Source organism: Faecalibacterium sp. I3-3-89 (genome assembly GCF_023347275.1).
GTDB lineage: Bacteria > Bacillota > Clostridia > Oscillospirales > Ruminococcaceae > Faecalibacterium > Faecalibacterium butyricigenerans.
The window spans coordinates 1,121,420-1,134,141 of record NZ_CP094468.1 but is presented as its reverse complement, the minus strand read 5'-3'; the positions used below and the strand labels follow the sequence as shown (position 1 = coordinate 1,134,141).

Genomic DNA, 12,722 nt, shown 5'->3' with positions numbered 1-12,722 from the left:
CATGCGTGCGAGCGGCATTCTGATGCCCGTTTTCAGCCTGCCGGGGCCTTACGGCATCGGCACGCTGGGAGGCGAAGCCTTCGCCTTTGTCGATTTCCTTGCAGCTGCAAAGCAGACCTACTGGCAGATCTTACCCATCGGCCCCACAGGCTACGGAGACAGCCCCTACCAGAGCTTCTCTGCCTTTGCAGGCAACCCCTACTTCATTGATTACCGGCTGCTGGCAGCAGATGGTCTGCTGACGGAGGACGAACTTCCCTCCCCTCAGCCCGCAGAGCGCATCGATTATGGCGCGCTCTACCAGCAGCGGCCCGTCGTCCTTCGCAAGGCGGCGGAGCGTCTGCTGGCGGCCCCCACTCCGGCCTACAAGGCCTTCTGCGAGGCCCAGAGCGACTGGCTTGAGGACTATGCCCTCTTCATGGCCGTCAAGGCCGAGCAGCAGCAGGCCGGACTTTCCGACTGGCCCGATGACCTGCGCACCCGGGAGCCTGCGGCTCTCGCCGCCGCCAAGGCACGGCTGGCCGCTGAGGTGGACTACCACAAGGCCGTGCAGTTCTTCTTCTACACCCAGTGGAATGCCCTCAAGGCCTACGCCAACGGCCACGGCATCCAGCTGGTGGGAGACATCCCCATCTATGTCAGCCCGGACTCCAGCGACCTCTGGACGCGTCCGGAATTGTTCCAGACCGATGGAGCCGTCCATCTGACCAATGTGGCCGGGTGCCCGCCCGACGCCTTTGCCGCCGACGGCCAGCTCTGGGGCAATCCGCTCTACGACTGGCCCCGCCATGAGGCCGAGGATTTCCGCTGGTGGAAACGGCGTATCAAGCACGCCACCTCCATCTACGATGTCGTCCGCATCGACCATTTCCGGGGCTTCGAGAGCTATTATTCCATCCCCGCCGGGAACAAGACCGCTGCGGGCGGCCACTGGGAGAAGGGGCCTGACCGGGCCTTCATCGACGCCATGCACAAGGCGCTGGGCGAGGGCGGCATCATCGCCGAGGACCTCGGCTACCTTACCCCCGAGGTCAAGACCATGCTGGCCGCCAGCGGCTACCCGGGCATGAAGATCATGCAGTTCGCCTTCGACAGCCGCGAGCCGGGCAACTATCTGCCCTACACCTACCCCCGCAACAGCGTGGTCTACACCGGCACCCACGACAACGTGACCACCGAGGGCTGGCGTCAGAGCGCCAGCCCCGAGGACGTGGCCTACGCCTGCCGTTACCTGCGCTGTACGCCGGAAGACCTCACCGAAGCCATGATCTGCGCCTGCCTCTCCTGCGTATCGGATATGGCCATCATCCCGCTGGCCGACTGGCTCCATCTGGACGCCGAGGCCCGCATCAACACCCCCAGTACGCAGGGTGCGAACTGGCAGTGGCGGCTCACCCAGCCGCTCACCCCAGCCCTCAGTGCCCACATCGCCGCGCTGACCGCGCTGTACCACCGCGTACCGGGCGAGGAACTCTGAGCTTTCCCCATTCTCCGCTTCATCCTGATAGCAGCAGCGCCCCGCCTGCCTCTCCCTTACCGGAACGCAGATGGGGCGCTGCTGTTTTCTGTGTTTTCAGCGAAATTTTAACACAACATTTTTTCGGAGCCTTTACCGGGGCATCCTCTTTATATTTTAGCGTTTTTCCGTCCGTTTCACTTGATTTTTATGCTTTGGTGTCCCAAATCCCGTTCCGATTCTGTTTCTGCGCTCTCTTGTTGTTTTTCGGCAGTTATGCTATAATCCAGATAGTTTAGTCTCCGTCTCCGGCGGAGCGTATGTGTGAAAGGAGCATTCCCCCTATGGAACTTACATATCAGAGTCCGATGATGCCGGCTGCTTATGCCGTCATCTCTGCCGACGAGATGACCTACATCGACGGCGGTGCCCTTCAGATCGGTTCTTACCTCATCGAATTTCACCCCGAGAACCTTCTCACTGCCGCTGTGAACTTCACGGTCAACTTCGCCCAGTTGATGGGCAAGGCTGCCCTTACGGCGGCTGTGGGCGGTCTGCTTCTGATGCACGAGGACGGCCTGACCCTGTCCCAGTCCGTCTCCTATTACTGGGACGGCCAGAGCAAGGCCGGTAAGGTCGGCACCGTGGTCGTCGGCGGTCTCGCCGGCTGGTACGGCGTCCTCAAGGGCATCCAGATCTATAATACGGCAAAGTCCCTCTACATCGAGCTGAAGAACGCTTACGAGCAGACCAAGGCCAACCGCGCAGCGGCACAGGCCGGCGTTCTGGCGGCTGCATAAGCGCTTCTGCCTGACCCGATGGAGCGATAGAAAGGAGTCGTTGTATGAAACGTATCCAGATGCCTTCTTCCTATGCTGTTGTGACGGAAGAAGAAAAGGAGCTTCTGGGCGGCGGCGGAGCCTTCCGCGACGCTTGGGACTCATTTACGGACCACCTCCGCCTCAATGATTTCTTCTTTAGAGGCGGGCTGCTGTCTCTTTCCATTTCGTTCATCCCGATGCTGCTGTTCAATGTGGTCAAAGCCGGATTCCATGTGGCAGAAAACGTCCACACCTTCCTGTTCGGCGGCCCCAGCAAGGCAGCGACGGACATCGAGAACTACAGAAATGATATGCACGCTCTGCGCGAGGACATGAAAGCCCAGCACCTGTGAGCTTCCCCCAAACGAAACGATGCCCTGCGGCGGTGGGTCTCCACCATGCCGCAGGGCATTTTCTTTGTGTTCACAGGACCTGCATCGCCCCCTGCTCCCGCAGACAGAGCAGATAGCAGCAGCCCGGGCCGAATATGGATTCCATTGCGGCACAGTAGCGCTCCACCAGTGCATCCGGCACAAAGGCCTGTATCGTCCCGGCAAAGCCGCCGCCCTGCATCCGCCATGCTCCCCCGCTCCCTGCGAGGATGCTCTGGCTGAGGGCCAGCGCCGCCGACAGGCCCTGACATTGGGGCGAGGCGGCGCAGTAGACGTTCTGACAGAGTTCAAAGGAGGAGTGGCCGCTCGCCTCCACCAGCCGGACAAAGGCGGCGAAGTCCCCCGCCGTGAGCGCTTCTCTCTGGGCGAGGGTGCGGGCGTTCTCCTCAAAATAGTGGATGGCCCGCAGCACGGCACGGTCGCCGCAGCACGCCCGCAGCCGGGGCAGCTCCTGCCAGAAGCGGGCCTCGCTGACCTCGCCCAGCACCTTTCCGCCCAGACAGGCCGCCACTGCCTCCATCTCCTTCCGGATGGCCGCGAACTCGCCGGTCAGCTCGCTGTGGCTGGCCCGGGTGTCGGTGACGCAGAGGGTCATCCCCTCCGGCAGGACACCGTCGGCGTGGATCTTTTCGATCTTTGGCGCAGCCGGGTCGGCAAAATCGGCAAAGAGGACGCCGCCCACGGCGCTGGTCAGCTGGTCCAGCAGGCCGCTGGGCTTTCCGAAATAAGCATTCTCCGCAAACTGGCAGATCCGGGCCAGCGCCGGGGCATCAAGGCCGCAGCCATACTCCGTGTTGAGGATGACCGCCATCCCCATCTCAAAGGCCGCCGAGCTGGAAAGCCCTGAGCCGCGGAGCACATCGCTGGCTGTGTAGGCATCGAAGCCGCCGATGCCGAACCCCTTGGTGCGGAAGCCATCGGCGATGCCCCGGATGAGGCTTGCCGAGTGGGTGCTCTCGCCCTGCTGCGGCTCGGCCTCGGTCAAATCGATGACGTCCAGTTTGTTGAAGCCCCGGGACTTGACCCGGATGAAGCCGTCCTCGTTCCGGGACGCCACCGCCACGAGGTCAAGGGTGACAGCGCCCGCAAGGCCGTAGCCGTGCTGGTGGTCGGTGTGGTTGCCGCCCAGCTCGGTGCGCCCGGGGGCAGAATAGACCCGCACCTGCCGCCCCGGCCCATAGTAAAGTTCGAACTGGTCGAGTGCCGCGCAGTAGCGGCTGCGCTGACGGTCAAGCACGCTCTTGCTGCCGCCGTAAAGCGCGGCCAGCGCGGCGTCCCGCCTTCCCGCTGCGATCTCGTCTCTGAGCTGTCTGCTGGTTGCCATCCAGAACCCCTCCCCCTGCGCTCTCTGAGATGTTCGGTTTGTTACCGCTATTGTAATGCATCCGATGCCATTTTGCAATTTCAACCCGCAAAAAAAGTAATTTTTGGTGTCCAGCCCAAAGAATAAGATGTACTTTTGTTGAATTTGCAGGGGCAAATGTGGTATACTTTGGCTATAGAGCCAACAGGCAGGAGGGAACCGCAATGGCAGACGTCTATAAACAGTCCTTCAAACAGAATTACACCAACAACATCGAGCTGTCCATCTTCAACTGCGGTCTGGAGCGCTGCGCTCCGGGGCAGACATGGGGACCCGGCATCCGGGACCACTACCTCATCCATCTGGTCGTCTCCGGCAAGGGGGTATTCGAGGTCGGCGGGCGCACCTACGAGGTGACGCCGGGCGATCTGTTCTTCGCCCGCCCCAGCCAGCTCATCCGCTATACGGCCGACGAGACCCAGCCCTGGGAGTACAGCTGGGTCGGCTTCAACGGAGCCTGCGCCCATAAGCTGGCCGCGCAGCTGCCCTTTACGGACACTGCCCCCGTCCACCATACGCAGGACCTTGAGGGGATGCGGGCTGCCCTGAGCAGCATCTACTCCTCTCGCGGATTGCAGCCGCAGGATGAGGCCGCAATGGTGGGCTACCTCTACCTGTTCATCTCCGCCCTGATGCGGGAGACCAGCGAGAGCCGCCCCCACAGCACCTCTTCCTCCAGCCAGTACGTCTTGAACGCCATCAAGTACATCCAGTTCAACTACTCCCACGACATCTCCATCGACGACGTCGCCAAGAGCGTCGGCGTCTCCCGCAGCCACCTCTACCGGGTGTTCATGCTCAACGTGGGCAAAAGCCCCATTGATTACCTGACCGAATACCGGGTCAACGAGGCCTGCAAGCTGCTGCGGGGCGGCACCCTGTCCATCGCCGAGGTGGCGGCGTCCGTGGGCTTCCTCGACCAGTTCTATTTTTCGCGGGTGTTCAAGCGCGCCAAGGGTGTGCCGCCCAGCAAGTATATGACCTCGCAGGCTGACGCAGACGTCCAGCCCGCCCCTGACGAGACATAAGGAGAAATTCATCCATGCCCTTACAAAAAAATCAGCTTCTCACCCTGCGCATCGAGCGCCTTTCCAACGACGGCAGCGGCGTAGCCCATTCGTCGGAGGGCGAGGCCGTCTTTGTCCCGGGCACTGCCCCCGGCGACGAGGCGCAGGTGCGCATCGTCAAGGACTGCGGCCGGTACGCCTTCGGCATTCTGGACAAGCTGCTCACCCCCTCGCCGGACCGCATCCCGGTGGACTGCGCGGTAGCCGGCCCCTGCGGCGGCTGCAGCCTGCGGCATCTGGATTATGCTGCCGAACTGCGTGCCAAGCAGGAGAGCGTCGCCGACGCCTTCCGCCGCATCGGCGGGCTGGATGTGCCTGTGCTGGACGCCCTCCCCTCCCCTGAGGTAGACCGCTACCGCAACAAAGTCCAGTTCCCGGTGGGCCGCGATAAGGACGGCGCACCCTGCATCGGTTTTTACGCCGGGCGCACCCACCGAATCGTCCCCTGCCCCGACTGCAAGCTGCAGCCCGGCGTCCTGAACGACATCGGCAACACTCTCTGCGCCTTCTTCGCTGCCCACGGCATCCAGCCCTATGACGAAGAGCGCGGCAAGGGCCTCGTGCGGCACATCTTCCTGCGCCGGGGCGCACACAGCGGCCAGATCATGGTCTGCCTCGTCTGCACCCGCCCGAAGCTCCCCCACAGCGATGAGTTGGTAGCTCTGCTCCGGGAAAAGTTCCGCGATATTGCCACCATCCTCATCAATGTCAACGCCAAAAAGACCAATGTCATCCTCGGCGAGGAGAGCGTGACCCTCTATGGCCCGGGCTGCATCGAGGACACCCTCTGCGGCGTGCCCGTCCGCCTCGGCCCCCTTTCCTTCTATCAGGTCAACACGCTGGCTGCCGAGCGCCTCTACGGCGTCGCTGCCGAATACGCCCAGCTTGAGCCGGACGATGTCCTGCTCGACCTCTACTGCGGCATGGGCACCATCGGCCTCTCGATGGCCGGCCACTGCCGCGAGCTGATCGGCGTGGAGATCATTCCCGAGGCCATCGACAGTGCCAAGGCCAATGCCGCCCGGATGGGCGATGCCGTCGCCGCCAAGAGCCGCTTCTTCTGTGCCGATGCCGGCGAGGCCGCTGCCCGCCTCGCCGCCGAGGGCCTGCGGCCTGACGTCATTATGCTCGACCCGCCCCGCAAGGGCTGCGATGAGACGACCCTTTCCGCCGTCGTCCAGATGTCCCCCCGCCGGGTGGTCTACGTCAGCTGCAACCCCTCCACCGCCGCCCGCGACGCCGCGTGGCTCGGACAGCATGGGTATCGCGCCGAGAAGGTGCAGCCCGTGGATCTGTTTCCGCGGACGAAGCACGTCGAGTGCGTACTCTTGATGTCAAAAGTGCAGTAATATCGTGCGGTGATTCGTTCAATATCGTTCGGACATCATTTTACAGTCTGAACCGTTTTCGTCCAGTGTAGGATTTGGATGCCAGCGAAATACAGACACAAAAATACCCCTCCTGGCCATCATGGTCAGGAGGGTTTTGATTTGTCCTGTTCTTACTTAAAAAGTCGGGTAGTGAAAGCCCACCTCAGAGCTTTAGAAACAGCATTCCAAGCACCACGCCGCCCACCATAAGCGCAGCAGCGGCCAAGTCATACCAGTGCACCCGGGGCACTGTATAATAGGTACGCGGTGCCTCCCCGCAGAAGCCCTTGGACTCCATGGCCATGGCGATGGACTCCGACCATCGGACGCTGTTGACCAGCATCGTGAAGACCGGCTTCATGGAGAGCGGCCCCATTTTCAGACCACGCACCGCAAAAGCTGTGCGCACCTGCGCATACTCCCGCGCCATTCCCGGCATCAGGTGGAACGCCGCCAAGATGCCATAGGCAAACTTAGGCGGGAGGCGGCACTGGTGGAGCAGGCTCGCAATAAAGAAATCGCCCTCGGTGGAAAGCGCGAACAGGATGCCCAGCCCCGCATAGGCCAGCAGACGGGTCGCCAGCTGCAATGCCGTATACAGGTTCTGAGACATTGCCGCACGCACGCTGTAAGGCATGGCCGACAGACTGCTCATATCTACGGTCTGCGTGCTGCCGCCCCGGGCATAGTAAAGACCCATTACAAACAAGCCAAATGCCGCGACGCAGGCGGGAAGCAGGATGACACCGATCTTTTTCAGACTTACCCGGGAGCAGAACACCAACAGCAGCAGGCAGACGGCCAGTACCAGCAGGTTCAGGCTGACCAGATACTCGAATGAGAGCAGAATGACACAGACCAGCACCGTAAATGCTTTTACGGTAGGGTTCCAGCGTTCCAGCATTTACAGCACCTCCCCGGCGGTTTTTTCCACCAGCATGGTGTCTTCCAGCCGGTAGATTTTATCGGCCCAAGCCGCAGCCAGCTCGGTATCGTGGGTGATGAAGATCACCGTCAGTCCCTCCTGCTCCACTTTCTCCCGCAGATGCTCCATGATCGCGTTCACCGAGCGGGAATCCTGACCATAGGTAGGTTCATCCAGTAAGAGCAGCTCCTGTCCGCCTGCCAACACCGAGAGGACAGCCAGCCGCCGCTGCTGGCCCTGACTGAGCATATAGGGCGAATAGCGCCGCTGCCGTTTCAGGCCGTAGCGGTCCAGCAGTTCCTCGGCACGCTGGCGGCAGGCTTCGTCAGAGAGGCCCGGCTCCCAGAGTCGCAGCCCCACACAGACCTCGTCCTCCACATTCTGGGTGACGAATTGGTTCGCAGGGTTCTGGAAAACGATGCCAATATGGCGATACAGCTCTTTGAGCTTCATTTTTTCAATGTCCCGCCCCTGAAACAAGATCTGTCCCGTGTAGGGGTGCTGCCTGAGGACCGAGAGAAACGTGGTGGTCTTTCCGGTGCCGCTGGGGCCAAGAACAGCGGTCATACAGCCCGCCGGGAAATCCGCATCCGTATTCTGCACCAAAAAAGGAGCATCGTACACCGGTCGGCCCCACTTGCGCCGGGTGGGCAGCCCCTTGCGGATGCTGACTCCCCGGAACTGCAGCAGCGGTTTTCCCTCTGCCGGGCGGGCCACAGTCCGTTCCGACCGGGAACCCGGGTAAAACAGGCCAAGCCGCTCAAAATCCGCGCGGTGCTCCGACAGGTTTTTGCGGTTGATGCTCCGGGCAGCCACTCTGCCGCCTTCTTCCAGCAGGATGATCTCATCCGCAGCCTCCAGCCAGAGGTCTGCCTTATGGTCGATGGCCAGAATGGTCCGGCCGGAGGCTTTCATTCTGAGCAGCATCTCCAGCAGCTGGATCGCCGCCTCGTGGTCCAGATTTGCAAAGCTTTCGTCCAGCAGGATGCAGCGGCTCTCCATGACATAGAGGCAGGAGAGGGCCGCTTTCTGCTTTTCGCCGCCGGACAGGGTCGAAAGGGGCTGATCCAGCAGCGGCGCGATGCCAAGCTCTGCGGCGGCCTGTTCGATTCGTTCATCCATCTTCCCGGCAGGGATACAGATGTTTTCCAGACAGAAGCGCATCTCCTCCCGCAGGGTATTCATGCAGAACTGCAAGTCGGGATTCTGGAACAGCACCGTCAGGTAGGCGGCACGCTTCTGGGGGTCCAGCGTCTTTAGATCCTGCCTGTACAGCCGGATGATGCCGCTTTCCAAAAAGCCGCCGTTCTCAGGGTAGAGTCCTGCGGCCACCGCAGCCAGCGTGCTTTTTCCGCAGCCGCTGCCGCCCATCAGGACCGTAAGCGTCCCAGCCGGAATGGTCAGGCTGGTATGATCCAGAATGTTGCGCCTGCCTTTTTCCTGATAGCGGAACACGACATCTTCCAGCTCCAGCGCGAGATCAGCCGACATTCCTTAGTCCTCCAGATCCATGTCCTGCCCCTGTGCCACAGCATAGCCCTTCAGGACGCCTGCCTTGACGAGGCCATCGGCCAGCATCGGGGTGATGAAGCCATCAAAGACGATGGCGCTGATGATCCGCACCACCAGCATGATGGCCAGCACGGGAACCGCGATCTTGCTGTAGCCGCTGATGAACAGGTTGTAGATCAGGGTGAGGACAGAGCAGATGACTGCGCCTTGGATCATGGTCAACCGGTCAAACTTTTTGTAGCGTTTCAGCGCAATGATAAGCTCAAAGCCAAGGCCCTGCACCAGACCGGACAGGATGATGATGGGTCCGAAATAGTTGCCGTACAGGCATTCCAGTACAGCCGCCAGCAGCTCAGCGATGAGGCCGGTGCCGGGCTTGCGCATGACATAGATGCCGAATGCGCCTGCCATGAAGTAGATGCCGTAGAACGGCTCATAGCCCAGAGAGGCCATGCCGAACGGGGTCAGCATCCCGTACAGGACGCCGCCGATGTAGGTGCAGCCAAGGTAGACCACGCCAAACAGCACGGCGCTGATGGCGATCAACAGAACATCTTTCAGTTTCCAATTCTTCGTATTCATTTTAGTTTTCCTCCGTCGGGCTGTTGCAGTTCATGGTAAAGTGCAGGACATAGTGGTGGACTGCCGGGGCATTCTCCATCAGCTCACACACATGGGTCAGGTAGGTGAACACATCCTGCACGTCGCCGTCAATGCGGGTAGCGTAGTGAATGGTCTTGGGGTTCAGGCCCTCCTCCTGTGCCATATACCACACCTTGGCGATCTCGTCGATATACTGGGCATCGCCCAGCGGATACAGAGCCAGCTTGCAGTGGACCGGGAAGTGGATGTCCTTCACCAGCTCTGCATTGGGGGCTTCGCCCTCACGATTCAGCACTGTATCCCCGGACACGTCCCCCGGGCAGCCCTTGGAGAACTGTCCTTCCAGCGCCATGTGGACGCCGGGGCGGTAAGCATTCAGGAACAGGGCCTGTACAGCGTCTGCCACATAGGGCAGCTTGCCGCGGTAGACCGTCGAAAGGGCATCCGTCTCGCTCCACACGGCGGAGGTGTCCGTCTTTTCCAGCGCGCCCAGAATAATCTCGATGTATTTGTCCGACATCGGGTACAGGGTAAAGCGGCAGCCTGCAATGGGCAGTTCCGTGCCACGGCCTGCCCAAGGCAGGTCCGGACGGTTGCAGCCGGTACAGCAGTTTTCAGTTTTCATAGTCTTTCCTTCTTTTTTGTTTGTGCAAAATAAAAGGGATGCTTTTCGTCCGGAAAGCATCCCCCTTGCCAGCGAGTCCAACGGCCCACTGTATCAAGCAGCAGAAATGCATTTCCTACGCCGGTATTATCCGGATCAGGTGCAGGGAGTCGGGTGTGAACCCTCTCAGCATAAGGCCCCTCCAGCATTCTGATGATTCTCTTTTTATTGCCACTGCATAGCATACCGCAGCCGTGCAGAAATGTCAAATATTTGTTGCACTTTGGTGAAGGGTGGCGGCTTCCACTGTGATCATGGAGATGTTCATGGGCTTCTGGCGATGTCTATCGGTTCACGAAATTCAGCGCCAGCACAAGCACCAGCATATGCACAGGGTAAAAGGCATAGCAGGCATACTGGAATGGTTTGCTGTGGCAGCCCTGCCGCCCGCGATACAGCCAGATGGGCACCAGCGCCAGCAGCGCAAACCCCTGCTGGCAAAGCTCAAACTCCATGCCGAACAGCCGGATGGGGTACATCAACCCGCCCAGAAGCTCCACATTGATCCAGTACAGGGTCAACGCCTGTCCCAGCAGGCACCACCATTTCCGGCCCCGGAAGAGGTAGAAGGCGAATACAGTCAGCACGCCAGCGCCGTAGTAATCCGTCATGCCCAGCGTTCCCAGCAGCGCTCCTGCTGCCACTACTACGGCACACACCGGCAGTGAGACCCAGAGCTTTTGCTTTTTGCGCACCGTTTCCATCAGATGCACACCCAAAAGCCCCAGCAGCAGCGTCCAGATCACGTTCTGGTGCACCGGGTAGAACCATGTCCCGCCATACATCAGGTCAAAGGGCACTTCCGAAAGCAGTGCAAACAGCAGCAGCCGCAGGGCATAACGCTTCAGGTTTCGGGTGTAAAAGTAGCCTTCTACCGCCATAAACGCAAAGATGGGAAACGCCAGCCGCCCAGCACAGGTCAGCCAGTCCTGCGCCGGCAGAAGGGTCGCCCAGAGGTGATCCATCAGCATCAGTGCCATGGCAATGATATGAAGTGCTGCTGCGCTAAGCTCAAAGCGGCTGACAGCAGAGGGTCTGCGGCTGTATGTCTGCATTCTGTTCTCCTCTTTCTCTTGTCGGGATCCTGTCTCTTATCGTGTTTCCGTGCACAGTTCCTTCCAGCGCTGCGCCGGGATCACCGGCTCGGTGACAAACGCCTCCGGGTCAGGGGCAAGGACGTGCCGCGTCACTCGAAAAAGCTCGTTCGCGTCGCACAAGATGCACGCCGCGTCGCCAAATTTTGTGTTTTTCGCTGCGCCACAGTCCAGATACGCCTGCTCCAGCTTGACGAAATCCTCCGAGATGTGGGGCTGCTGCGCATTGTAGTGGCGGCGCATATAAACGGTGTGCTCTGCCCCGGCTTCATCCACCACAGTGAGCTGCAAGGGCTTGTCGGTAAGCCGGTTGGGGACGTTCAGCACCTCCTCCACGCTGTGAAGGAAGGTGTTCCGGGCATGGCTGACGCCCAGCAGCAGGATCTTTCCGCCGACCGCCCGTAGACGGTCGTAGCAGCCACCGGGGGTGCAGGGGGTGTTGTTTTCCAGTTCCCCTGCCAGATATTCTGCTGCGCCCCTGCCGCAGGCCGCGATGCTGTGCGTAGGATGAAGAGAACGCACTACCCCGGGCCGCTGCCGGAACAGTTCCGGCAGGATGCCCACGCAGCAGGGACTGCGGCGGACATCGAACACCGGGTGGTCATGGTCGATGGACTGCCATGTGTGGGTGGGCAGCAACAGCAGCCCCTCCGCAAAGAACTCCATCAGCGCGTCCAGAACCGTGTCTGCGCCGCCCTCGACAGCACCAATGGACTTCATGGAGGAGTGGATAAGAATGGTCTCAGTGCCAGTCAGCCCCATGGCAGCAAGATCCTGCTGAAGGGTCTGTTTTGTGTATGTCATGCGGTTTCTCCTTTTTCACATCGCGGTTTTATCGCAATTTTCAAAAATATAGCAATTCAACTTTTTAATGCAACAGCAACAGCGTTGAATTGCATATCGCAAATATGCTGTTTTCATGCTGCACTAATTTCTTGCCTTGCGATAGTGCCCGATCGGAGCGTCATCGCTCTCACCCGATTCACAGGATGTACTCCATCTGCCGTTCCTTTGTTTTCATACCCATCTTTTCGTAGAAGTGCTCTGCCGGGGTATTTCCTGCCCAGACGTTCAGGGTCACTTCATAGCAGCCCAGCTCTTTTGCCTGCTGCTTCACATATTCAAACAGACTTTCTCCGATGTGCTGCCCCCGTGCCTGCCGGTCAACGCAAAGGTCATCAATAAACAACGACTTGAAGGGCACCATGTTGGTGGAAAAAGGCTGCTCCTGCATCTGACAGAAGGCATAGCCTCTGCACACATCATCCTCGTCTACGGCAACGTAGATGGGTTTATCCTCCTGCTTCAGAAGCTCTGCCAGTTCACAGACGGTGTATTTGGTGGTGTCGGGAATAAAAATATCCGGGCGGATCTCTGCATGGATCTGCAATACCTGCCCCAGCAGGGCAAGGAGTCTTGGAATATCTTTTTTCTCTGCTTTCCGAATCTTCATTT

At 60.0% G+C, this 12,722-nt stretch carries 13 protein-coding genes and 1 riboswitch; of the genes, 5 read left to right on the top strand and 8 right to left on the bottom strand.

Going from position 1 to position 12,722, the window contains the following annotated elements:
• Position 1 precedes the first annotated feature (1 nt).
• The 3 genes from malQ (at position 2) to MTP38_RS05295 (ending at position 2,630) form a co-directional block, all read left to right on the top strand.
• Positions 2 to 1,477 (top strand): 4-alpha-glucanotransferase, encoded by a 1,476-nt coding sequence (malQ, locus tag MTP38_RS05305; protein ID WP_249234483.1) that lies wholly within the window; start codon positions 2 to 4, stop codon positions 1,475 to 1,477.
• Between the two features lie 323 nt (positions 1,478 to 1,800).
• The gene (locus MTP38_RS05300; protein ID WP_249234482.1) at positions 1,801 to 2,256 is read left to right on the top strand and encodes a hypothetical protein; all 456 of its coding nucleotides are present in this window, start codon (positions 1,801 to 1,803) and stop codon (positions 2,254 to 2,256) included.
• Between the two features lie 44 nt (positions 2,257 to 2,300).
• On the top strand, positions 2,301 to 2,630 hold the full coding sequence (locus MTP38_RS05295; RefSeq protein WP_249234481.1) for a hypothetical protein: 330 nt from the start codon (positions 2,301 to 2,303) through the stop codon (positions 2,628 to 2,630).
• Positions 2,631 to 2,700: 70 nt separating this feature from the next.
• On the opposite strand, the gene MTP38_RS05290 is transcribed toward MTP38_RS05295, so the two are convergent.
• The gene (locus tag MTP38_RS05290; protein ID WP_249234480.1) at positions 2,701 to 3,993 is read right to left on the bottom strand and encodes a galactokinase; all 1,293 of its coding nucleotides are present in this window, start codon (positions 3,991 to 3,993) and stop codon (positions 2,701 to 2,703) included.
• A 203-nt stretch (positions 3,994 to 4,196) separates the two neighbouring features.
• Between MTP38_RS05290 and MTP38_RS05285 the strand changes: the two genes are divergently transcribed.
• Complete coding sequence (locus MTP38_RS05285) at positions 4,197 to 5,060, top strand: AraC family transcriptional regulator (RefSeq protein WP_249234479.1); 864 nt, start codon at positions 4,197 to 4,199, stop codon at positions 5,058 to 5,060.
• Positions 5,061 to 5,074: 14 nt separating this feature from the next.
• On the top strand, positions 5,075 to 6,448 hold the full coding sequence (gene rlmD / locus MTP38_RS05280) for a 23S rRNA (uracil(1939)-C(5))-methyltransferase RlmD (RefSeq protein ID WP_249234478.1): 1,374 nt from the start codon (positions 5,075 to 5,077) through the stop codon (positions 6,446 to 6,448).
• Positions 6,449 to 6,632: 184 nt separating this feature from the next.
• Here rlmD and MTP38_RS05275 read toward each other — a convergent pair whose 3' ends face one another.
• The 7 genes from MTP38_RS05275 to MTP38_RS05245 form a co-directional block, all read right to left on the bottom strand.
• The gene (locus MTP38_RS05275) at positions 6,633 to 7,373 is read right to left on the bottom strand and encodes an energy-coupling factor transporter transmembrane component T family protein (RefSeq protein ID WP_249234477.1); all 741 of its coding nucleotides are present in this window, start codon (positions 7,371 to 7,373) and stop codon (positions 6,633 to 6,635) included.
• Positions 7,374 to 8,885, bottom strand: coding sequence for an ABC transporter ATP-binding protein (locus tag MTP38_RS05270; RefSeq protein WP_249234476.1), 1,512 nt, complete (start codon positions 8,883 to 8,885; stop codon positions 7,374 to 7,376).
• Between the two features lie 3 nt (positions 8,886 to 8,888).
• Positions 8,889 to 9,488, bottom strand: a complete 600-nt coding sequence (locus MTP38_RS05265; RefSeq protein ID WP_227620973.1) for an ECF transporter S component — start codon at positions 9,486 to 9,488, stop codon at positions 8,889 to 8,891.
• Between the two features lies 1 nt (position 9,489).
• On the bottom strand, positions 9,490 to 10,134 hold the full coding sequence (locus MTP38_RS05260; RefSeq protein WP_249234475.1) for a Ykof family thiamine-binding protein: 645 nt from the start codon (positions 10,132 to 10,134) through the stop codon (positions 9,490 to 9,492).
• Positions 10,135 to 10,228: 94 nt separating this feature from the next.
• Positions 10,229 to 10,327, bottom strand: a riboswitch (TPP riboswitch).
• A 130-nt stretch (positions 10,328 to 10,457) separates the two neighbouring features.
• Positions 10,458 to 11,228 carry a TraX family protein gene (locus MTP38_RS05255; RefSeq protein ID WP_227620971.1) on the bottom strand — a complete coding sequence of 257 codons (771 nt, stop codon included), beginning with the start codon at positions 11,226 to 11,228 and terminating at the stop codon, positions 10,458 to 10,460.
• 36 nt (positions 11,229 to 11,264) lie between these two features.
• Positions 11,265 to 12,071, bottom strand: a complete 807-nt coding sequence (locus tag MTP38_RS05250; RefSeq protein WP_249234474.1) for an AAC(3) family N-acetyltransferase — start codon at positions 12,069 to 12,071, stop codon at positions 11,265 to 11,267.
• 178 nt (positions 12,072 to 12,249) lie between these two features.
• Positions 12,250 to 12,720: a GNAT family N-acetyltransferase gene (locus MTP38_RS05245; RefSeq protein ID WP_249234473.1), complete on the bottom strand. Its 471-nt coding sequence runs from the start codon at positions 12,718 to 12,720 to the stop codon at positions 12,250 to 12,252.
• Positions 12,721 to 12,722 lie beyond the last annotated feature (2 nt).

What these genes read in the sequence shown, in the direction of transcription:
- MTP38_RS05300 (WP_249234482.1), top strand. Translation starts at nt 1,801, where the DNA reads ATGGAACTTACATATCAGAGTCCGATGATGCCGGCTGCTTATGCCGTC.
- MTP38_RS05290 (WP_249234480.1), bottom strand. Translation starts at nt 3,993, where the DNA reads ATGGCAACCAGCAGACAGCTCAGAGACGAGATCGCAGCGGGAAGGCGG.
- MTP38_RS05250 (WP_249234474.1), bottom strand. Translation starts at nt 12,071, where the DNA reads ATGACATACACAAAACAGACCCTTCAGCAGGATCTTGCTGCCATGGGG.
- malQ (WP_249234483.1), top strand. Translation starts at nt 2, where the DNA reads ATGCGTGCGAGCGGCATTCTGATGCCCGTTTTCAGCCTGCCGGGGCCT.
- MTP38_RS05245 (WP_249234473.1), bottom strand. Translation starts at nt 12,720, where the DNA reads ATGAAGATTCGGAAAGCAGAGAAAAAAGATATTCCAAGACTCCTTGCC.
- rlmD (WP_249234478.1), top strand. Translation starts at nt 5,075, where the DNA reads ATGCCCTTACAAAAAAATCAGCTTCTCACCCTGCGCATCGAGCGCCTT.
- MTP38_RS05270 (WP_249234476.1), bottom strand. Translation starts at nt 8,885, where the DNA reads ATGTCGGCTGATCTCGCGCTGGAGCTGGAAGATGTCGTGTTCCGCTAT.
- MTP38_RS05295 (WP_249234481.1), top strand. Translation starts at nt 2,301, where the DNA reads ATGAAACGTATCCAGATGCCTTCTTCCTATGCTGTTGTGACGGAAGAA.
- MTP38_RS05255 (WP_227620971.1), bottom strand. Translation starts at nt 11,228, where the DNA reads ATGCAGACATACAGCCGCAGACCCTCTGCTGTCAGCCGCTTTGAGCTT.
- MTP38_RS05265 (WP_227620973.1), bottom strand. Translation starts at nt 9,488, where the DNA reads ATGAATACGAAGAATTGGAAACTGAAAGATGTTCTGTTGATCGCCATC.
- MTP38_RS05260 (WP_249234475.1), bottom strand. Translation starts at nt 10,134, where the DNA reads ATGAAAACTGAAAACTGCTGTACCGGCTGCAACCGTCCGGACCTGCCT.
- MTP38_RS05275 (WP_249234477.1), bottom strand. Translation starts at nt 7,373, where the DNA reads ATGCTGGAACGCTGGAACCCTACCGTAAAAGCATTTACGGTGCTGGTC.
- MTP38_RS05285 (WP_249234479.1), top strand. Translation starts at nt 4,197, where the DNA reads ATGGCAGACGTCTATAAACAGTCCTTCAAACAGAATTACACCAACAAC.